The following is a 21,670-nucleotide window of genomic DNA, read 5'->3' as shown; positions in this document are numbered from 1 at the left end:
GGTGTGATGTTCACTCGTGTACCGCAACCGCTGATCTACGCCGAGGCGCTGCTGGCGCAATTCGCCAGCTTGTCGCGGGCGGCCGACGGCGCCGCGCTGCTGGGCGATTTCGTGCGCGGGGTGGCCGGGCTCAGCGGCTGCGAGCTGAGCCAGCTGTACCTGCTGGACGCCACTCATACCCGGCTGGGCCTGAGCGCCGAGTGCCTGGGCGGCCTCCTGCAACCGCGGGAAGCGGCGAGCCTGCCGGCGGATTACAACGGTGAACAACTGCTGCAGTTCGCCCTGTGCCAAAACCGCGTGGTGAGCCTGGTGGGCTTGAGCGGCAGCCTGCACGAAACCAGTTTCCTGCCCGTGCGCGACACGCCCTGGCAATCGCTGTTGTGCGTGCCGCTGGTGAACCCGCAAAAGGCCGTCGAGGGCCTGCTGCTGTGTGCCAGCCGCGAGCACGTCGACCTGCAGGTCTTTGCCGACTCCATGGGCCAACTGGGGTCGTTCGTGCTTGGCCAGCTGCACCTGCTGCAACGCCTGCGTCGTCCGGTGGGCGAAACGCCGCCGGTGGCCAGCTCGCCGGTGGGTGCCAGCGGCTATGGGCTGATCGGCAACAGCGCGGCCATGCGCCAGACCTACCAGCTGATCAGCAAGGTGCTGCACAGCCCCTACACCGTATTGCTGCGCGGCGAGACCGGCACCGGCAAGGAAGTGGTGGCGCGGGCCATCCACGACTACGGCCCGCGGCGCTCCCAGGCGTTCATCGTGCAGAACTGCGCGGCGTTCCCGGAGAACCTGCTGGAAAGCGAGCTGTTCGGCTATCGCAAGGGCGCCTTCACCGGCGCCGACCGTGATCGTCCGGGGCTGTTCGACGCGGCCAACGGCGGCACCCTGTTGCTCGATGAGATCGGCGACATGCCCCTGTCGCTGCAGGCCAAGCTGTTGCGCGTGTTGCAGGAGGGCGAGATCCGTCCGCTGGGCTCCAACGACACCCACAAGATCGACGTGCGCATCATCGCCGCGACCCACCGCGACCTGGCGGTTCTGGTCAGCGAAGGCAAGTTCCGCGAGGACCTGTACTACCGCCTGGCGCAGTTCCCGATCGAGCTGCCGGCCCTGCGCCAGCGCGACGGCGACATCCTCGCCCTGGCCCGGCACTTCGCCGACAAGGCCTGCGCCTTCTTGCAGCGCGACCCGGTGAGCTGGTCGGACACCGCCCTCAATCACCTGTCGGGCTACACCTTCCCGGGCAACGTGCGCGAACTCAAGGGCCTGGTCGAGCGCGCGGTATTGCTGTGCGAGGGCGGCGAGCTGCTGGCCGAGCATTTTTCCCTGAGCAGCGAGGCGCTGCCGGAGGAGCCCGGGCTGAACCTGCGCGAGCGCCTGGAAAAGGTCGAGCGTCACCTGTTGCTCGACTGCCTGCGCAAGAACGACGGCAACCAGACCCTGGCGGCCCGCGAACTGGGGCTGCCCAGGCGCACGCTGCTGTACCGGCTGGGGCGGCTGAATATCAATCTTGGCGACTTCGAGGGATAGCGCGGCATGACTTCCCCCAGCGCCTGTTTCGTTTCTCTAAGCGTCGTCCGTCAGGGTCGGCGCTTTGTGCATTGTCTATCCATGGAGACCCTCTGATGTCTGTTCGTCACTGGCAAGCCGTCCTGCTGGCCCTGGTCGTTCTCAGCGGCCTCGGCGGCTGTAGCGGCAATTACAAATTCAACGACAACACCTATCGCCCATTGGGTGATCCGCAGGCGGTCAATCGCGGCAAGTGACCGCAAGGAGCATCATCATGGAACTGGTTTTCGAAATGCTGAACACCAAGCAGTTCGTGCCCACGGAGTTGAGCAGCAAAACCTTCAAGCAGGCCGGCGGCGTGATCGGGCGGGGAGAGGATTGCGACTGGATCATTCCGGACCGCAAGCGCCACCTGTCCAATCACCACGCGATCGTCAGCTACCGCGACGGGGTGTTTTTCCTCACCGACACCAGCAGCAACGGCATCCAGGCCAGCGACAGCGGCGCCCGCCTGCGCAAGGGCGAGCCGCAGCGCATCGAGCACGGCAGCGTCTATGTGCTGGGGGATTTCGAGATCCGCGCACGCCTGGTACGCGACCCGGCGACCTTCGACACCGAGGTCGGGCGTCCGCAAGCCGCGGGCAGCATCATTCCCGATGACGCCTTCCTTGACCTCGATCCGCTCAACGCGCTGGACCAGCAGGAGCGGGTGTATTCGGAAATCGACGAGCTGACCGCGCTCAACACGCCGCGCCAGGAACCACGCCAGCGCGCCGACTATGCGCGCATCGACATGGAAAGCCTGCTGGTGCCGGAACTGGTGGCGCAGCCCGAGGCGCCGGCCCCCGTCGAGCCGCCTCCGGTGGAGCGCCAGCGCGAAGGTTTCTGGGAGCATTTCGGCGCGGCGCTGGGGGTGGACCTCAAGGGTCTCGACCACGACGCCCGCGAAGCCCTGGCGATCGACGCCGCGCGCCTGCTCAAGCAAAGCATCGGCGGCCTGCAGCAGAGCCTGCGCACCCGCAGCGAGCTGAAAAACGAGCTGCGCCTGGCCCTGACCACCGCCCAGGGCGGCAGCAAGAACCCGCTCAAGTTCGCCGTGGACGCCAGCGAGGCGCTGGGCATCCTGCTGCAGGGCAACAAGCCCGGCCAACTGCCCGCCGACCAGGCGATCTCCCGGGCCTTCCGCGATCTGCAGGCGCACCAGGTGGCGCTGCTGACCGCCAGCCGCGCGGCCGTGCGCGGCACCCTGGAGCATTTCTCGCCGCAGCAACTGACCCTGCGTTTCGAGCGCGACAACAAGCCGCTGCTGGCCACCTCCGGCAGTCGCTGGAGAGCCTACAACCGCTACCACCAGGCCCTGCGCCAGGACGATGACTGGAGCGAGCGCCTGCTGGCCCGCGACTTCGCCCAGGCCTACGAAGAACAGATCCGCCTGATCTCCACCCTTCACACCGAACACCAAGGATGATGCGCATGTCTCGCTGCTCGACCCTGTTACTCAAGACGCTGGCCGCGCTGACCGCCCTGGTGTTGCTGGCCGGCTGCTCGACGCTGTCGCCGTATTCGACCCTGACCAAGCTCAACCTCAAGCTGACCGCCAGTGACCAGCTCAACCCGGACCTCAATGGGCGGCCGTCGCCGATCGTGGTGCGGCTGATCGAGCTCAAGCACCCGGTGGCCTTCGAGAACGCCGATTTCTTCAGCCTCTACGAGCGCGCCAAGGAGTCCCTGGCGCCAGACATGGTGGCCAGCGAAGAGCTGGAACTGCGCCCGGGTGAAACCGTGGAACTCAAGCCCAGCGTCGAAGAAGGCAGCCGCTACGTCGGCGTGCTGGCGGCCTACCGCGATATCTCCGAGGCCCAGTGGCGCTATGTGGTCCAGCTCACTCCGGTGGAGCTGACCGAAGCCGACCTGACCCTCGACCAGGCGGGTATCCGCACCAGCAACGCAACGCTCGCCAAGGCGGACAAGTAATCATGAACGTGCATAAAGTCATTTGGCAGGAAGGCATGCTGCTGCGCCCGCAGCACTTCCAGCACAACGATCGCTACTACGACTACCAGATGAAGACCCGCACCCAGTTGCTGGGCAGCTATTGCTGGGGGTTCCTGGGGCTGGAGATCGACCTGCAGTTCCTCAACATGGGCAAGCTGGTGATCAGCCAGGCGTCCGGCATCCTGCCCGACGGCAGCCTGTTCGAGCTGGGCGGCAACACCGAGCCGCTGGCCCTGGACATTCCGCCGAACACCGGCAATACCCCGGTCTACCTGGCCTTGCCGCTGGTCACCGGCAACCACATCGAGTCGCGCCGTCCGGAGCAGTCCGACGTGCTGGCGCGCTACACCACCTACGAGGCGGAAGTGGCCGACTCCAACGCCGGCGACGACTCCAGCAGCCAGGTCAGCTGTGCACGGCCGGATTTCCGCCTGCTGCTCGGCGAGCAACAGAGCGACCAGGCCTACGTCAAGCTCAAGCTCTGCGAAGTCCTCGACACCACGCCCGACGGAGTGATCAGCCTCGACCCGGACTTCGTGCCGACCTTCATCCATGCCCACGCCTCGAGCTACCTGCTGTCGTGCCTGAAGGAAGTGATCAGCATGCTCAGCCATCGCGGCGACACCATCGCCGACCGGATCCGCTCCAACGGCAAGGTCGGCGGCGCCGAAGTCGGCGACTTCATGATGCTGCAACTGATCAACCGCACCGAGCTGCTGCTGCGCCACTACCTGGGCCTGGAGCAGGTGCACCCGGAAGAGCTGTACCGCACGCTGCTGACCATGCTCGGCGATCTGGCGACCTTCGCCAGCGACAGCAAGCGACCGCGCCTGGACAGCCGTTACCAGCACAGCGACCAGGGCGCGAGCTTCCGCAAGTTGATGGACGCGATCCGCCAGGTGCTGTCGATGGTGCTCGAACAGCACGCCATCGAGCTGGTGCTGCAGGCGCGCCAGTACGGGATCATCGTGTCGCCGTTGCACGACCACAAGCTGCTGGGCTCGGCCTCGTTCGTCCTGGCCGCCAGTGCCAACTGCGACTCCGAAGAACTGCGCCATCGCTTGCCGGCGCACCTCAAGGTCGGCCCGGTGGAGCGCATTCGCCAGCTGGTCAACCTGCACCTGCCCGGGATCAAGGTCAAACCCTTGCCGGTGGCCCCGCGGCAGATCGCGTTCCACTCCAACAAAACCTATTTCATCCTCGAACTCAGTTCCGAAGACCTGGCGCAACTGGAGCGTTCCGGCGGCTTCGCCTTCCACGTGTCCGGCGAATTCGCCGAGCTTGAACTGAAATTCTGGGCCATCAGGAACTGACCGACATGATCAAGGACATGGAACACAACCAGGACGACAAGACCGTCCTGCTCGATCGCCAGGGCCATGGCCCGGCGCAGAGTCCGCTGACCGATTTCGCCGCGCCGCCGCGCTTCGAGCAACTGGAAGAACGGATGATCTACGCCGCGCGCCTGCGTCCGGCCGAGGCCTTCAACATCAGCCTGAATGCGCTGGTGGCGGCGGCCTCGGACCTGTTGTCGGAAGTGGTGCGCCTCAAGCACAGCGACACCCGCGAAGACCTGTATGCGCTCAACGAGCGGCTGACCTCCAGCCTGAAACTGTTCGAGGTGCGCGCCCTGCACAACGGCGCGGAGAGCAGCCAGGTGATGGCCGCCCGCTACGTGCTGTGCACCGTGGTCGACGAGGCGGTGGTCACCACCCCCTGGGGCAACGAAAGCGAGTGGTCGCAGATGAGCCTGCTCAGCAGCTTCCACAACGAGACCTTCGGTGGCGAGAAGTTCTTCCAGCTGCTGGACCGGTTGTCGAAGAACCCGGTCAAGCACCTGCCGATGCTGGAGCTGATGTACCTGTGCCTGTCGCTGGGCTTCGAGGGCAAGTACCGGGTCATGGCCCGCGGCATGCTCGAGCTCGAAGGCATCCGCGATGCGCTGTACCGGCAGATCCGCCAGCTGCGCGGGGATGTGCCGCGCGAGCTGTCGCCGCACTGGGAAGGCCTGCAGGACAAGCGCCGCAGCCTGGTGCGCATCGTGCCGTGGTGGATGGTCGCGCTGTTCACCCTGGTCTGCCTGGTGGTGATGTATTCGGGGTTCGCCTGGGTTCTGGGCGAGCAGCGCGAGACCGTTCTGCAACCTTATCAGCAGCTTGACCCGGCCGTGGTCCAGCCCCAGCAGTAATACAGGGACGTGTGATGAAAAACTTCTTCAAGAAAGTCGGCGTCTTCCTGCGCAAGACGTGGGTCTGGACGCTGTTGCTGGTGCTGTTCGTGGCGCTGCTGGTGTGGTTCGTCGGGCCGCTGCTGGCGGTCAACGACTACAAGTTCTGGGAAAGCGCGACCTCGCGCCTGCTGACCATCAGCGTGCTGTTCCTGATCTGGGGCCTGACCATGGTCTTCGTCAGCTGGCGCGCCGGGATCCGCAAGAAAGAAATGGAAGAAAGCGAAGACGGCCAGGAACGCCTGCGCCGTGAAGAGCTGATCGACGAGGAGCAGAAAGAGCTGCGCAGCCGCTTCAAGGAAGCCATGCGCACCCTCAAGACCTCCAGCCTGTACCGCGGGCGCAGCGAGCGCTGGCGCAATGACCTGCCGTGGTACCTGCTGCTCGGTCCGCAGGGCAGCGGCAAGACCAGCCTGCTGGATTTCTCGGGCCTGGAATTCCCGATCAACAAGATCGACCGCAAGCTGACCCGCGACACCATCGGCACCCGGCATTGCGACTGGTACTTCGCCGACCACGGCGTGCTGATCGATACCGCCGGCCGCTACCTGACCCAGCCCGACGCGGAAGTCGACGCCAGCGCCTGGAACACCTTGCTCGGCCTGCTGCGCAAGCGTCGTCGCGGGCGTCCGCTCAATGGCGTGCTGGTGACCATTCCGGTGGAACTGTTGCTGAGCAGCAACGAGCAGGACCTCGACACCCTGGCGCGCCAGGTGCGCGCTCGGTTGCAGGACGTGCACCAGAAGCTGCATGTGGACGTGCCGGTGTACCTGGTGTTGAGCAAGGCCGACCAGTTGCTGGGCTTCGATGAGTTCTTCGACCAGTTGAGCCGCGAGGAAAGCGACCAGGTGCTCGGCACCAGCTTCCGCAAGGAGCAGAACGGCACCGACGTCGCCGTCTTGCGCCAGGAGTTCGAAGAGCTGCTGCGCCGCCTGAACAGCCAGGTGATCATGCGCATGCACCAGGAGCGCGACACCCAGCGCCGTGGCCGCATCCTCGACTTCCCGCACCAGCTGGGCCAGATCGGCGAGCGCCTGTGCCTGTTCGTCGACATGGCATTCACCGGCAACCGCTACCAGCGGGCCAGCCAGTTGCGCGGTTTCTACCTGACCAGCGCACCGCACCTGATGCAGAAGCTCGACCACGATACCGCCAGCATCGGCGCCAGCCTGGGCATGGCGGCCGGCGTGCTGCCGACCCTGCGCAGCGGCCGTTCGCGCTTCATTCACCACCTGCTGAGCCGGGTGATTTTCCCCGAGGCCGATCTGGCCGGCCTGGACAAGCGCGAGCGCAGCCGCATCCATTGGGGCCAGCGTGCGCTCTACGTGGGCGCGCTGGCGGCCCTGGCGGTGTTCGGCCTGCTATGGGCCGGTGGTTTCTCCGCCAACTACGAGCGCCTGGAAAACCTGCGCTCGCTGGCGCAGAACTGGGGCCAGCAACGCACGGCCCTGAGTGCCCGCGACGATGCGATGGCGGCGCTCAAGACCCTCGATACCAGCTTCGACGCGACCAAGGTGTTCCCGGCCAAGGGCGACGTCTCGCTGCACGAACGCCTGGGCCTGTACCAGGGCGAAGAGAGCAACCCGGTGGTGCTCGGCGCCTATGAGCGTGAGTTGCAAGCGCAGCTGCTGCCACGGGTGGCGCAGATGCTGGAAGGGCAGATCCGCAACAACCTGCGCGACCGCGATCGCTTGCTCAACAGCCTGCGGGCCTACCTGATGCTGAACATGCAGGACCGTCGCGATCCGTCCTGGCTCAAGGACTGGGTGGCCAGCGACTGGTCGACGCGCTATGCCGGCAACACCGCGGTGCAGAACGGCCTGAACGCGCACTTCGAACGCCTGCTCAAGCTGCCGTTCAGCTACCCGCTGAACGACACGCTGGTGGCCCAGGCACGCCAGGTACTGCGCAGCGAATCGCTGGCCAATGTGGTGTATCGCGTGCTGCGCGAGCAGGCCCGCAGCCTGCCCGAATACCGCCTGAGCCAGCACCTGGGGCCGCAGGGCGGGCTGTTCGTCGGCACCGACTACGCCATCCCGGGTTTCTATACCCAGCAGGGCTACCAGCAGTACTTCTCGGTCCAGGGCACGGCGCTGGTCACCGAGATCCTGCGCGACAACTGGGTGCTGGGCGAAGGCAGCGGCATCAGCGGCATGGACCTGCGCCGCCTGATGGTGGAGCTGGAGCAACTGTATTTCCGCGACTACGCCAACTACTGGAGCGAGGCGGTGGGCCAGGTCGGCCTGCAGCCGTTCAACGACGCCGGCGAAGGCGCCGACCAGGTCGCCGGCCTGACGTCGGCCAACTCGCCGGTGCTGCAACTGCTGGTGGAAGTGCGGGAGAACACCCGCTTCCAGGCCATCGCCGAAGCGGCCGAAGATGCCACCGCCGTGGCGGACAAGGCTGCCGAGAAGGGCGGGGCGCTGGGCAAGGTCGCGGCGGCTGCCGCGGGCAAGGCCCAGGAAGCCCTGGCCAAGAACCTGCCGGACACCGCGAAGAAATCGCTGCAACGGCGCTTCGAACCGCTGCACCGCCTGCTGGATGACAACAACGGCCCGGCGGCCGACCTGACGCCGGCGCTGCAAGCGCTGAACGACCTGCAACTGCAACTGGCCGGCCTGGCCCGCGCCAGCGCGCCCGAACAGGCCGCGTTCGAGATGGCCAAGACCCGCATGAGCGGCCAGCGCGATGCGCTGAGCAGCCTGCGCAACGCGTCGGTACGCCTGCCGCGTCCGGTGAGCGTGTGGTTCAACGTGCTGGCCGAGGACACCTGGCGCCTGGTGCTCAACGACTCCTACCAGTACCTCAACCAGCGTTACCAGAGCGAGCTGTACAGCTTCTACGGCAAGGCCATCAGCAAGCGTTATCCGTTCAACGCCCACAGCACCAGCGATGTCGCCATCAGCGACTTCCGCGAGTTCTTCAAGGCACAGGGCATTGCCGATCGCTTCTTCGAAACCTACATGCGGCCTTTCGTCAGCGGCGACCCGGGCAACTACCGCCTGCGCAGCATCGATGGCCACAGCCTGCCGATGTCCAAGGTCTACCTCGACCAGATGGCCGCGGCCCAGGTGATCCGCCAGAGCTTCTTCTCGGAGAACCCGGCGGAGCCGCAGGTGCAGTTCAAGCTGGAGCCCTACACCCTGGACCCGGCGGTCAGCCGCTCGGAGTTCCGTTTCGGCGACAAGACCATGGAATATCGCCATGGCCCCATCGTGCCGGTGGCCTTCAAGTGGCCGACCGACGCCGAAGACGGGCGCACCAGCCTGGTACTGGACAAGATGGCCGGGCGCCCGGTGGGCATTGAGAAGAACACCGGGCCCTGGTCGCTGTTCCGCCTGTTCGACCTGATGCAGACCGAGTACCTGACCGGCCGCGACGTGCTGGTGCTCAAGGCCGACCTGGGCGGCCTGCGCGCCAACTACCTGCTGATGAGCCAGCGCACGCCGAACCCGTTCGACATGGGCGTGCTGCGCACCTTCCGCATGCCGGTGCAGCTCTGATGCTGGTTGCCAGTACCTGGCGCAGCGCTGCGCGCACCGACCCGGGCAAGGTTCGGGCGCGCAACGAAGACGCCTTCCTCGACTGTCCGGAGCAGGGGCTCTGGGCGGTCGCCGATGGCATGGGCGGGCATCAGGGGGGCGATATCGCCAGCCAGTTGATCGTCGCCAGCCTGGCCGAGTTACCGGCGCAAAACAGCTTCGACGAGCGGCTCAAGGACCTGCGCCAGTGCCTGCACTGGCTCAACCGGCGCCTGGGCCAGGAGTTGACCGTCACCGCCGAGCGCCACGACAGCATCATGGGCAGCACCGTGGTCGCGCTGTTGCTGGAAGGCGACCGCGCGGCGTGCATCTGGGCCGGCGACAGCCGTTGTTATCTATGGCGCGGGCAGCGGCTGTACCAGCTGTCCAGGGACCATTCGCTGCAACAGCAGTTGATCGACGAGCAACAGATGAGCGTCGAGCAGGCGCGGGCGCACCCGGCGGCCAACGCCCTGACCCGGGCGGTGGGCGCCAGCGAGCAACTGACCCTGGATGTGCTGGAGTTGCAGGTCTATCCCGGCGATGCCTTCCTGCTGTGCAGCGACGGCCTGTACCAGGGGCTGAGCAGCGACGCACTGGGCAACGCCCTGAGCCTGGCTTCGCCGCAGGTGGCCCTGGAGCGTCTGTTCGACGGCGCCCTGCGCGGCTCGGCGCGGGACAACCTGACCGCCGTGGTGATCCGCCAATGAGCGATCTCAAATCCGGCCTGGACGACCTTCTGGTGAGCGAGGAACAGGCCAGCAACCTGACCTATTTCGCCTTCGCCAAGGCCAACGAGGCACCGCGTCCCGTGGCGCCGGCCAAGGCCAAGGGCAAGGGTCGCAACCGTTCCCGCAAACGCACCAAGGCCAAGACCGTGGCCCCCGTGGGCGGGTTGCCGGAGGTACTGGCCGGCCGTTACCGCCTCGAGCGCCTGCTCGGGGCCGGTGGCATGGGCGCGGTCTACCGCGCGCGGGACCTGCTGCATGAGCAGTTCGGCGACCCCGACCCTTATATAGCGCTCAAACTCATGAGCGAAGAATTCTCCGAGACGCCGGACGCCAGTGCCTTGCTCTACAGCGAGTTCGCCCTGACCCGGCGCCTGCGCCACCCGAACGTCGTGCGCCTGCACAGCTTCGAGGTGGACACCCAGTGCCAGCGCGCCTTCATCACCATGGAGCTGATGCGCGGCCTGACCCTGGACAAACTGCTGTGCGAGCGGCCGTTGGGCCTGCCCTGGCCAGAGCTGCGCGAGATTGTGCGGCCGCTGCTCGATGCCCTGGCCTACAGCCACGCACGCGGTGTGCTGCACGGCGACCTGAAGCCGAGCAACGTGATGCTTTGCGAAGACGGCGTGCGCCTGTTCGACTTCGGCCTGAGCCAGGCCGAGGAGGGCGTGCTCCCCGGCCTGCCCCAGCTGAGCCGCGAACGCTTCAACGCCTGGACGCCCGGCTATGCCGCCCCCGAACTGCTGGAGGGCGGTGCCCTGTCGGCCAGCGCCGACCTGTACGCGGTGGCCTGTGTGATCTACGAACTGGCCTGCGGCAAGCACCCGTACCGCCGGTTGCCGTCGATCCAGGCCCGCGAGCAACACCTGGACCGCACCCTGCAGGCCCCCAGGAACCTTCCCCGACACTGTTGGCCAGCCCTGCGTGCGGCGCTGGCCTTCGATGTGGCGCAGCGCCGCATCACCGCCCAAGCATTGCGCGACGCCATGCGCGCGGATTCGTCCTGGCTGCAACGCTGGTTCCACCGGCGCCACGGATGATCACCGAACAGGGAGCAAGTCATGTTCAATCCTTCCAACGAAACCCACTTCAGCCTGACCGTCGACGACTTCCAGGGTGAGGTGCAGGTGCTGTCTTTCGAGGGGATCGAAGGCATCAGCCAGCCGTTCCGCTTCGACCTGGAACTGGTCAGCGAGAACCCCGACCTGGACCTGGAAACCCTGCTGCACAAGCAGGCGTTCTTCGCCTTCGACCCGCAGGGCTCGGGCATCCACGGGCAGATCTACCGCGTGGCCCAGGGCGATGCCGGCAAGCGCCTGACGCGCTACAAGGTGTCGCTGGTGCCGCAGCTGCAGTACCTGGCGCACCGCACCAACCAGCGCATCTACCAGCAGCTGTCGGCGCCGAAGATCATCGCGCTGATCCTCGAAGAGCACGGCATCCAGGGCAACGCCTACCGCTTCCAGCTCGGCACCCCGTGTCCGGACCGCGACTACTGCGTGCAGTACGACGAGACCGACCTGCACTTCATCCAGCGCCTGTGCGAAGAGGAAGGCCTGCACTACCACTTCCAGCACAGCCCCGAAGGCCACCTGCTGGTATTCGGCGACGACCAGACCGTGTTCCCCAAGCTCGGCCAGCCCACCGCCTATGTCCAGGGCAGCGGCATGGTCGCCGACGAGCCGGTGATCAAGGGCTTCAACCTGCGCCTGGAAACCCGCACCAGCCGCACCACGCGCCGCGATTACGACTTCGAGAAACCGCGCCTGCAACTGGAGGCCGGCTACCAGCCCGAGGCGGAATACGAAGAGCCGGAGCTGGAGGATTACGACTACCCGGGCCGTTTCCTCGACCGCGCCCGCGGCAAGTTCCTCAGCCAGCGCGCCTTGGAACGCCACCGCGCCGACTACCGCCAGGCCGAAGGCTGGGGCGACCAGACGCGGCTGGTCAGCGGGCATTTCCTGGAACTCTCCGATCATCCACGCAGCGAGTGGAACGACCTTTGGCTGCTGACCCATGTCGTCCACGAAGGCAAGCAGCCACAGGTGCTGGAAGAGTCGGTGACCAGCGACACCACCGACAACAAGGACGACTTCCACCAGGGCTATCGCAACCGCTTCCTCGCCACCCCGTGGGACGTGTTCTACCGCCCACCGCTGGAACATCCCAAGCCGCGCATCCTCGGCAGCCAGACCGCGGTGGTCACCGGGCCCAAGGGCGAAGAGATCCATTGCGACCAGTACGGCCGCGTGAAAGTACAGTTCCACTGGGACCGCGAAGGCCTGGCCGACGACAAGACCAGTTGCTGGCTGCGCGTCTCCAGCAGCTGGGCCGGCGACCGCTACGGCGCCATCGTCATCCCGCGGATCGGCATGGAAGTGCTGGTGACCTTCCTCGAAGGCGACCCCGACCAGCCGCTGATCACCGGCTGCCTGTACCACAAGGAACACCCGGTGCCCTACACCCTGCCGGCGAACAAGACCCGCACGGTGTTCAAGTCCATGAGCTCGCCGGGCGGCGCCGGCTACAACGAACTGCGCATCGAAGACAAAAAGGGCGCCGAGCAGATCTTCATCCACGCCCAGCGCAACTGGGATGAAAACATCGAGCACGACCAGAAAATCCGCATCGGCCACGAACGCCACGACACCGTGGTCAAGAACACCTACACCGAACTCAAGGCCGAAGAACACCGCATCACCCACGCCGACCGCAAGACCGAAACCAAGGTGGACGACCACCTGACCGTGGGCGAAAACCAGCACATCAAACTCGGCACCGCGCAACTGACCAAGGCCGGCCAGGAAATCCACCTCAAGGCCGGCGCCAAGATGGTCATCGAAGCCGGCAGCGAACTGACCATCAAGGCCGGCGGCAGCTTCATCAAGCTGGACGCTGGCGGCGTCACGGTGGTGGGGCCGATGGTGAAGATCAACGCCGGCGGCTCGCCGGGGAGCGGGACGGGGATCGGCATCAAACCGCCGACGTTACCGGGGGCGGCGGATAGGGATAAGGCGGGGAGTTTGATGGATGAGGCGGTGGTGAATGCGCCGCCGGAGAAGGTTAAGCCGAAGGCTTTTTTTGTGTTTTCAGAATGAATTGTTAGGAACTGACATGAATTTTCATACTGTTTTTTTTAAAACTTTCATGGCGCGTGCGCTGGCATGTTTGCTTTTGCTGAGTGGGGCTGCATGTGCGGAGAAAAATAATATAAGCAAAGGGTTTGACGTTATCACTTATGAAGAGGCATTGGAGAAGTTCAATGAAGAACATTCGGATGAAAATTACAGGTGCCAATATAGCCTTTCCGGTGTAACCGAAAACTCGCCCCTGGCCGCCGTGGAAATAGAAGATTTTCTTTATATCAAAAAAAATGGAAGCATCATTGAGCTGGCTGGCAAGGATAGAGACGAAAATACCGGAAGTTACAGCTCTAGAGATGGAGAGTTGAAAATGTCATACAAGGTACTCAAGAAATATAATTTCTCAGAGTATCAAGAGTCGGACGACAGAGATGTAGAGGTTAAGTTCACATATCAAGGGAAGGTCGAAGTTGTAAAAATGTATGGCATTCGATGCGGAATTTGATATTGAGCTTGATTGGCGTTGGAGAGATGTATGTCGTCTGAAAAGTATGAAATCGTTGAAAGTGTTGGCAAGACTATTCGAAATGTAACTTCATTTTCCAGTCTGGCAAAACATCACCCATCTTCCGGTCAAGAGAAAGGGCGGGATTATGAGGTCATTGACGGGCATAACGAAGAAATACGAAAAAGCAAGAACGGGCCAACTCTTATCAAGAAGGATTTTGTCCTCAAGGTAAATGGCAGTATCAAAGGCGTGGAAGTTCCTGCTCCAATTTCTGGATATGTAAAAACATCCATAAATTATGGTGCTGTAAAAATCTATGATGCACCGACAGGCGGTAGACTTATAGGCCAAGCACTTCACCTGGATACTAAGTTCAAGGTCAAGGATGGGCAGTATATAGAATATGGCCAGCCTATCGGGATTCAGTCTGGAGTCGGTGTAGCGGGAAAAGTGACTTATGCTGTGCATTCTCATATTGAATTGGAGAAGGCGCAGTTTGAAAAATATATTGCTGATATTGTTAGTGGAGTTATCAGGCCTGGGGTTGCTCCTAAAGGTTCATCCACAGGTACTGCAAAGAATACATCGATTGAAGGGTATCAGTTCCCTTTTAGAAAGCCAGATGGTCAGGAATATAAAAATGCCGACGAAATCTATGAGGTCTTGCAAAAAGAGACCTCAGGGCACTACTTGTTGAGTGCTCATGGGTTCTGGCATGGTGGGATTCATATTAGTGATAAAAGCGCACCTCAGTGTGTACGTGAAACGCCTGTCCGGTGTATCGGAGACGGTGAGGTTGTTGCGTATCGGTTAAATGAAAGTCATCTGACTTCTGAGTTTGTAGGCTCGAATGACTGCGCATCTTTGAAGTATTCTACGTCGTTTTGCCTTGTGCGCCATGAGTATAAGTCCCCTAAAAAGAAGCCAGCTGAAGGCGAAAAAGGCGGGGGGCAGAATTGCCTAACTTTTTATAGCTTGTATATGCACCTTCTTCCATTCAAAGACTACTCCGCAAAAGAAGTTGATTTAAAAAGAAAGGTCAAGGCCATTAATGGCGGCTGGCCTGCGCGAAGCTTACCGTTGGGGAAGGAGGGAAGTGAGGTTCTTGGTAATATTCCTACTGGTACAGAATTTGAGGTTATTAAGGAAGAGAAGTCGGCCGACGGGAAATATAAATTCGCCTATGGTCGTATTACCAAAGGCAGCTTTTCGAACAAGAAGATAGATGACTGCGTATGGTTTGCCATTGAGGAAAATGGCGAAGCAATCAAGAACAATAAAGGGAGTAATCGTCTCCAGGATATTCCCCCGCCCGAACGGACGACTCCAGGGTATTGGCATGGAACAGTAAAGGCGACCGTAACGGCCCTTCGAGGACTGAAGGTGCGTGGAGCTCCCACAGGGGAAAAAGCTGGTCCGCAGCTTGCTCCACAGCAAGTACTTTGTACCGGTAGCACGATTGAATTCGATTCTGCAAAAATCAAGTGGCTGACTCTTGAGGATGGAGAACGCTACCCTATGGCCGAGTGTAAGTTTATTCCTGGAGACGGGGCCGGCCTGAAGGGCGAAGGTGTCCTGCCTCCGACGTTTTGGTGTTGTGTAAGTGATACTGGGGCAAAGCCGTTCATCACCAGAAAGGGCGTTGTTCCAACTCGCTTCGATAGTGTGGTCTTAACCAATACAGCGATAAAGGCAGGGGAGCCTATCGGGTATATGGGGCTTTATGAGTCCCCGGCCAGTGCCAAAGGTGGTGTGAATAGCAAGCACCAGGTTCATGTCGAGATTTTTAGTGCGGATAGTGGACTAGAGAGCTTTTTGAAAAATCCAGCTGGGATTCTGGATGGGAGAAAGTACATCATCGTCAGTAAAGGACAAAAGCTGGCATCAAAAGGCGGAAGTTCTGAAAAGCCAATATTTGCTGAGCAGACAGTCCCGCTGGAAGAAAAATTGATAGTGGCATTGGGTCAAGCCAAGAAGATAAAAGATGTCCAAGGTAAAGAGTGGTTTGAAATTACCACCCCGGGCCCTGAAAAGAAGATAGCGGGATATATCAATAAGGAAAAGTGCGAGATCGTTTGTCAGCACGATTGGGAGAGGTTAGGTTTTACAGTCGTCAAAGAGAATAGCCAAAAAGCGGATGGATTTCTTGACCCTGAACAAATGCCGAAATTCTTTCAGGAACTGTATAAAGAAGTAGATAGTGACGGTGATAGTAACATAAATCCCGGTGAGCTTCAGGCCTCGCTGCGTGATACATCCATACGTGATAAATGGTCAAAACTGATTGGTTACCATCCAACGGAATGGCAGGCGAAGTCCTCAGAGCCAAAATGGGAAAAGCTTAAAGTTTTATTGGAGGATTCTCCGAGTTTGCTAAAGCATGAGCAGGGTCGAATAGACGATTTAGTATTCTGGGATGAAATGGCAGGCTCTATGCAAATTGCACTACCGAGCCAAGTTTATCATTTTCATCCAATAGGATTTATTGCTAATCTTAAGTTGGATGGTCCGGTTGCTCATGACGGATTGTTCACTGTTGCGGATGGTAAAGCTGCTATCAAAGTTATTTACGAGAAGTATGGCAAAGAGATGGCGATCATAGTTGAGCGTATGTATCGTGATGAAACTAAGCACTTTAGGTCTGGGCAGTACGAGCACTGTGGTACCGGTGGCATGGAAGCATTTGGCAAGCCGCCATACTATGGGTGGGATGGTTCGATATTCGAGGCACATCCAGAATATGCTCCTGTTGGTACATGGTCGGCTTTTGAAAACCCGGGTATGAGTGGACAAGGAGGTAATAAGCAGGTAACAGATAGAAAGAAAGTGTTTGTGGTTTTGCCGTCCGTATTGGCGGGCATGGAGTATAAAGCAGCATATATTAATAGATATGATGGGAACTGGGCGCGCTGGCACTCTAAAGATGCTGCCACTCAGGCAAATTATAAGAAGCATATTGAGGCTATTCGTGCTCGATTTGTAGAAGAACTGGAGGCTGGTGAGTAAATGAGTATTAAAAGATTCAACAAGATTGCATTCAATGTTGTATTTGCTTTCGTGATGTCAGTATGCTCTGGATTGGTTGTAGCGAGTAGTAAGGATTCTGTTGATGCGCGTTCGGAAGGTGAGGGTTGTTATGGATTTCTTACGGAACTGGTTAGAAGCAGTGATTTTCCGTTCCGGTACACTACAAAAGATAAAGTAAATTTATTAATTGATGATGATGATGGCGAGAGAGTTCAAGCTCAGCTATTCTATAAAACTTCTGGTGAGGGGATTATTGGTTGGATAACGTATTACGTAAAGGATGAATCGCTTTTTAATGAGTCTGCTGACTTGGAGGAGCCTGTCAAGCTTGCTTACGACAAGAAATATTCAAGGCTTTATGGCGATTGTGTTGCGAAACTTAAAAAGTAAGGTTTTCGATTGAGCGAGATAGCACGTGATTGCGATGCAGGAAGTTCGGGTTAACCCCATGCGCTAAACGAATTATAAATCGGGTAAGCAGTATTCGTTTGATCAAGACATCACTATGGAGGCTTCGCCAGAGACCGGTTGTCGTGGGTGAAGAAGGAGTCACCCAGCAGGCCCGAAGACCTCCCATACACAGCAGCCATAAAGATTCGCGAGCATAGGAAAAAGGCTCGATAAATTGCCATAACCGAATGTGTACTCCGCCGAACTTGCACGTCCGAGTCACCGCTTTTGTGGCGACTAACAGAGGTTATCGACGATCACCCAACTCGCCTAGTTTGTGCACCGCCCGGCGATTTGCAGGATATTTTTCACGTTTTTGCAGGGTAGTGGAGCAAAAAACCGCAGCCTTTGGCAGCTCCTACAGGAATGTGTTTCTTCAGGTATAGGACGGTGGTTGGCAGAACGCGGAGCGTCACGGGATGCATTCCCACGCGGAGCTTGGAAGCGATCAATCTTCAAGTAAAAAACGTGACTTGGTAGTCATCAGCCGGGAAAAGTGCTGCATAATCTTCTAACAGTGGCAGATACTGGCGTTATCCCTCGAATCCCTTACACTCCCCCAGCCGTTCATTTTTCCTTTGGGGCTTTGCGCATGAAATTTCGTTTTCTTCTGTGGATGATGGGGCTGCTGATGGGCAAGGCCAGCCGGACCAATCCGGCGTTCCAGCAGCAGTTGGGTGACAAGGAGCTGGTGTTTCAGTTGCAAACGCTGGATGGCAAGGTGGCGCGGCACTTCCTTGTGAAGGACCAGCGGATCACCAGTAAGTCCGGGCTGTACCCCGAGCCGGCGTTTGCCATTGCCTTTAAAGACGCGGCCTATGGTTTTGCCACGATGCAGGCGAAGAACAAGCAGCTGGCCTTTATGACCGGGATCCAGGACAAGTCGATCCAGATCAAGGGCAATCCGGCGCTGGTGATCTGGTTCCAGGGGCTGACCAAGTACCTGAAGCCGAAGAAGGCCAAGCCGAAGGCTTGAGAACGGGTTAGGCCCGGTTGGGTTTAATCGGGGAGATTATCGCGGGCAAGCCTCGCTCCTGCAGGGAGTGGGGCTTGCCCGTTTTGCGTTAGTGCTGGCTGAACTGCGAGGCCAGTTCCCGTAGCAGGACTTCGGCTTCGAGGACTTTGCTGACCACGTCTTCGGCCTTGTCGCGGGTGATGCCCAGGCGCTCGAGCAGGGCGTCGGGGATGGCTTCGTCGGGGCTGGAGCCGATGCCATGGCTGCGCAGCAGGCGCACGGCCAGGCACACCAGGTTCGGGTATTCGGCGTAGGCGCCGTCGTAGCTTGGGTCGTGCTGGAAGCGCAGGGCGGTGCACAGCTCGTCGGGCATGTCCCAGTAGCGCATCAGCCAGGAGCCGATCTGTTCGCGGCTGATGCCCAGCAGGTGCTGTTCCACGTAGCTGTGGCACAGGTGCGGGTTGACCTCCAGGTGCCGGCAGATCAGCGAGAAGTGCGGCGGAAAGACGTGGGCCAGCAGCAGGTAGCCGAAGTTGTGCAGCAGGCCGGCTAGGTAGGTCAGGCCGGATTCCGGGCGCTGGGCGCGGGGCATGGCGCGGGTCAGGCCTTCGATGACGGCGGCGGTGTAGATCGACTGCTGCCAGTACGGCGTGCTGTGTTGAGGGTGGTCCTTGGGCAGGCTCAGGGTCTTGCCCAGGGCCAGGCCCAGCGCCAGGTTGATCACCAGGTCGAAGCCCAGCACGCGGACGATGGCGTCTTCCACCGAGCGGATCTTGCCCGGCGAAGCGTAGTAGGGCGAAGCGGCCCAGCTCACCACTTGCGCGGCCAGGGCCGGGTCGGTTTCCACCACGCCGGTGATGTCGTCGATGGTGGCGTTGGGATCGACCCGCAGCTTGATGATCTTTTGCGCCGTCTCGGCCAGCGGTGGAATCTCGATGGTCGCTTCCAGGCGCTGCTGGATGCGCCGGGCGGTGAAGGCCTGCACCGCCTGGGTGATTTCCTCGCGGTCGTCATCCGGGCGGTCGAGGTTCGGACGGATGCTGCTCAGGGCTTCGCCGAAGTGGCCGGCGCTGGCCTTGCTCAGCATGCTCTTGAAAGCGTCGCTGCTGATTTCCAGCAACAGCCCCGGTTCGCCGGAATTGATCAGCAGGCTCGGTTCGCGCAGCAGGCTGTCTTCATACAGGCAGGGCGAGCTGGTGAGCGCCGGCAGGCCGGGCAGCAGGCTCAGGCTGTGTTTGCCGAGCATGCGCTCCAGGCGCTCGGTGGAAACCGCGGTCAGGCGGCGGCCGGTCAGTTCGGCGAGGCGATTGAGGTCCAGCAACTGGCTCTGCGGAAACAGCACCATCAGCGCGCCGACGGCGTCGTCCAGCAGCACCGCCTGGACCTTGCGCGCGGTTGGCAGGCCTGGCTGGTCGAGTACTTCCGTGAAGCCGATGTTGAGCTTTTCGAGCAGCAGCCGGATTACAGACGGAGCGTGCGGGGCTGCGGCGGCGAGGGCAACTTCTGTCATGGTCTGTATCCGTTTTCAAACAATTTCAGGAGTATAACCAGCTTGACCGGGGCGTTCGCCCCTTAACTGAGACGCTGCTCACACTTGGCCGTATTGCTGCCCGTGGCGCAGCCAGCGCTCCAGCAGCGGGCTGACGTGGTGCGGCCAGCGTTCCAGCAGGGCCTGGGCGGCGTCGCGCACGGCCGGCAACAGGTCGGCGTCGCGCATCAGGTCGGCGACCTTGAATTGCAGCAGGCCGGTCTGGCGGGTGCCGAGCATTTCGCCGGGGCCGCGCAGTTCCAGGTCTTTTTCGGCGATGACGAAGCCGTCGTTGGTTTCGCGCATGATGCCCAGGCGCTGGCGACCGATCTGCGACAAGGGCGGATGGTAGAGCAGCACGCAGTGGCTGGCGGCGCTGCCCCGGCCCACGCGTCCGCGCAGCTGGTGCAACTGGGCCAGGCCCAGGCGCTCGGGGTTCTCGATGATCATCAGGCTGGCGTTGGGTACGTCGACACCGACTTCGATCACGGTGGTGGCGACCAGCAGTTGCAGCTCGCCGGCCTTGAACCGGCCCATGACCTCGGCTTTCTCCGCCGGCTTCATGCGCCCGTGGATCAGGCCGACCCGCAGCTCGCCCAGGGCGCTGCTCAGGTCTTCGTAAGTGGTTTCCGCGGCCTGGCAGGTCAGCTCCTCGGACTCTTCGATCAGCGTGCACACCCAGTAGGCCTGGCGCCCCTCAGCGCAGGCGGCGCGCACCCGTTCGATGACTTCGACCCGCCGCGAGTCGGTGACCAGCACGGTGTTGACCGGCGTGCGGCCCGGCGGCAGCTCATCGAGGATCGAGGTGTCGAGGTCGGCGTAGGCGCTCATGGCCAGGGTTCGCGGAATCGGCGTCGCGGTCATGATCAGTTGGTGCGGGCACAGGCGTCCGCCCACGCCTTTCTGGCGCAGGGCCAGGCGCTGCTGCACGCCGAAGCGGTGCTGTTCGTCGATGATCACCAGCGCCAGGTTCTTGAACTGCACTTCGTCCTGGAACAGCGCGTGGGTGCCGACCACCATCGGCGCGCCGGCGGCGATCTGTTCCAGGGCGGCCGTGCGGTTCTTGCCCTTGAGCTTGCCGGCCAGCCACGCGACTTCCAGCCCCAGCGGCTCCAGCCAGCGCTTGAAGGTAATGAAATGCTGCTCGGCGAGGATCTCGGTCGGCGCCATCAGCGCCACCTGATACCCGGCTTCCAGCGCCTGCAGGGCCGCCAGGGCGGCGACGACGGTCTTGCCGGCCCCGACGTCGCCCTGGATCAGCCGCAGCATCGGTTCTGGCTGGCTGAGGTCGTAGGCGATCTCGTTGCCGACCCGCTGCTGCGCGCCAGTGGGGGGAAAGCCGAGGTTCTTCAGATAGAGCGCTGGCAGCCGGGTGGCCTTGGGCAGGGCCGGGGCGAGTTGCGAGCGCAGGCTTTCGCGCAGGCGCTGCTGGGACAGCTGATGGGTCAGCAGCTCCTCGAATGCCAGGCGGTGCTGCGCCCAATGGTGACCCAGGGCCAGTTCGTCGACATCGGCATCGGCCGGCGGGTGGTGCAGGTAGCGGATCGCATCGTCCAGCGGCGCTAGCTGGTAATCCCGCGCCAGTTCTTCCGGCAGCCAGTCCGGCAGGCTGCGCGGGCCGAGCAGGGCCAGGCTCTGCTGGCACAGCATGCGCAGGCGCTGCTGGGTCAGGCCCTCGGTGAGTGGGTAGATGGGGGTCAGGGTCTGGTCCACCGGCGGCGGTTCGTCGCCGCTGATGGCGCGGTATTCCGGGTGGTAGATTTCCAACCCCGAGGCGCCGGGGCGGGCTTCGCCATAACAGCGCACACGGGTGCCGCGCTTGAGACCTTCCTTCTGCGCGTTGCTGAAATGGTAAAAGCGCAGGCTCAGCCCGCCGGTGCCGTCTTGCAGGCGCACCAACAGGCTGCGACGCTTGCCCATCACCACATCGGCGCCGCTGACGGTGCCTTCGATCACCGCATCCTGGCCGGGGCGCAGCGCGCCGATCGGCACCACGCGGGTGCGGTCCTGGTAACGCAGGGGCAGGTGGAACAGCACGTCCTGCAGATTCTCCAGGCCGACCTTGGCCAGCTTCTCGGCCATGGCTTCGCCGACGCCCTTGAGTGCCGTGACCGGCACGTTCGACAGCTCCGTCATCGCGCCGGC

General features: G+C 61.7%; 16 protein-coding genes. 14 read left to right on the top strand and 2 right to left on the bottom strand.

Annotated elements, in window-relative coordinates; all coding sequences use genetic code 11:
- The first annotated feature begins 6 nt into the window (after nt 1-6).
- From TO66_RS31000 to TO66_RS30935, 14 genes are all read left to right on the top strand, one after another.
- A complete protein-coding gene (locus TO66_RS31000) occupies nt 7-1,524 on the top strand; it encodes a sigma-54-dependent Fis family transcriptional regulator (RefSeq protein ID WP_044465797.1) in 1,518 nt (505 codons plus the stop codon).
- 95 nt (nt 1,525-1,619) lie between these two features.
- Entirely contained in the window at nt 1,620-1,760 is a 141-nt protein-coding gene (locus TO66_RS30995; RefSeq protein WP_044465796.1) for a hypothetical protein, read from the top strand.
- A gap of 17 nt (nt 1,761-1,777) precedes the next feature.
- Nucleotides 1,778-2,971, top strand: a complete 1,194-nt coding sequence (tagH, locus tag TO66_RS30990; RefSeq protein WP_044465795.1) for a type VI secretion system-associated FHA domain protein TagH — start codon at nt 1,778-1,780, stop codon at nt 2,969-2,971.
- A 5-nt stretch (nt 2,972-2,976) separates the two neighbouring features.
- A complete protein-coding gene (gene tssJ / locus TO66_RS30985) occupies nt 2,977-3,477 on the top strand; it encodes a type VI secretion system lipoprotein TssJ (RefSeq protein ID WP_044465794.1) in 501 nt (166 codons plus the stop codon).
- Between the two features lie 2 nt (nt 3,478-3,479).
- Complete coding sequence (gene tssK, locus TO66_RS30980; RefSeq protein WP_044465793.1) at nt 3,480-4,811, top strand: type VI secretion system baseplate subunit TssK; 1,332 nt, start codon at nt 3,480-3,482, stop codon at nt 4,809-4,811.
- A 5-nt stretch (nt 4,812-4,816) separates the two neighbouring features.
- Nucleotides 4,817-5,686, top strand: a complete 870-nt coding sequence (gene icmH, locus TO66_RS30975; protein ID WP_044465792.1) for a type IVB secretion system protein IcmH/DotU — start codon at nt 4,817-4,819, stop codon at nt 5,684-5,686.
- Between the two features lie 14 nt (nt 5,687-5,700).
- Nucleotides 5,701-9,228: a type VI secretion system membrane subunit TssM gene (gene tssM, locus TO66_RS30970; protein WP_044465791.1), complete on the top strand. Its 3,528-nt coding sequence runs from the start codon at nt 5,701-5,703 to the stop codon at nt 9,226-9,228.
- Entirely contained in the window at nt 9,228-9,956 is a 729-nt protein-coding gene (locus tag TO66_RS30965; RefSeq protein WP_044465790.1) for a PP2C family serine/threonine-protein phosphatase, read from the top strand. Before tssM ends, TO66_RS30965 begins: the two co-directional genes overlap by 1 nt.
- Complete coding sequence (locus TO66_RS30960; protein ID WP_044465789.1) at nt 9,953-11,014, top strand: serine/threonine-protein kinase; 1,062 nt, start codon at nt 9,953-9,955, stop codon at nt 11,012-11,014. Before TO66_RS30965 ends, TO66_RS30960 begins: the two co-directional genes overlap by 4 nt.
- A 21-nt stretch (nt 11,015-11,035) precedes the next feature.
- A complete protein-coding gene (gene tssI, locus TO66_RS30955) occupies nt 11,036-13,072 on the top strand; it encodes a type VI secretion system tip protein TssI/VgrG (protein WP_044465788.1) in 2,037 nt (678 codons plus the stop codon).
- A 16-nt stretch (nt 13,073-13,088) separates the two neighbouring features.
- Nucleotides 13,089-13,562, top strand: a complete 474-nt coding sequence (locus TO66_RS30950; RefSeq protein ID WP_044465787.1) for a hypothetical protein — start codon at nt 13,089-13,091, stop codon at nt 13,560-13,562.
- A gap of 30 nt (nt 13,563-13,592) precedes the next feature.
- The gene (locus TO66_RS33560; RefSeq protein WP_156162109.1) at nt 13,593-16,571 is read left to right on the top strand and encodes a hypothetical protein; all 2,979 of its coding nucleotides are present in this window, start codon (nt 13,593-13,595) and stop codon (nt 16,569-16,571) included.
- The gene (locus tag TO66_RS33090; RefSeq protein ID WP_227698249.1) at nt 16,572-16,982 is read left to right on the top strand and encodes a hypothetical protein; all 411 of its coding nucleotides are present in this window, start codon (nt 16,572-16,574) and stop codon (nt 16,980-16,982) included.
- A 652-nt stretch (nt 16,983-17,634) separates the two neighbouring features.
- Nucleotides 17,635-18,018, top strand: coding sequence for a hypothetical protein (locus TO66_RS30935; protein ID WP_044465784.1), 384 nt, complete (start codon nt 17,635-17,637; stop codon nt 18,016-18,018).
- Between the two features lie 88 nt (nt 18,019-18,106).
- Here TO66_RS30935 and TO66_RS30930 read toward each other — a convergent pair whose 3' ends face one another.
- Nucleotides 18,107-19,507, bottom strand: a complete 1,401-nt coding sequence (locus tag TO66_RS30930) for an aminoacyl-tRNA deacylase and HDOD domain-containing protein (protein WP_044465783.1) — start codon at nt 19,505-19,507, stop codon at nt 18,107-18,109.
- Between the two features lie 78 nt (nt 19,508-19,585).
- A complete protein-coding gene (recG, locus tag TO66_RS30925; protein ID WP_044465782.1) occupies nt 19,586-21,661 on the bottom strand; it encodes an ATP-dependent DNA helicase RecG in 2,076 nt (691 codons plus the stop codon).
- Nucleotides 21,662-21,670: the final 9 nt, after the last annotated feature.

Source organism: Pseudomonas sp. MRSN 12121 (assembly GCF_000931465.1).
In the GTDB taxonomy this organism is placed as follows: domain Bacteria; phylum Pseudomonadota; class Gammaproteobacteria; order Pseudomonadales; family Pseudomonadaceae; genus Aquipseudomonas.
The sequence above is the reverse complement of the archived record's forward strand: the minus strand, read 5'-3'. Positions and strand labels throughout refer to the sequence as shown.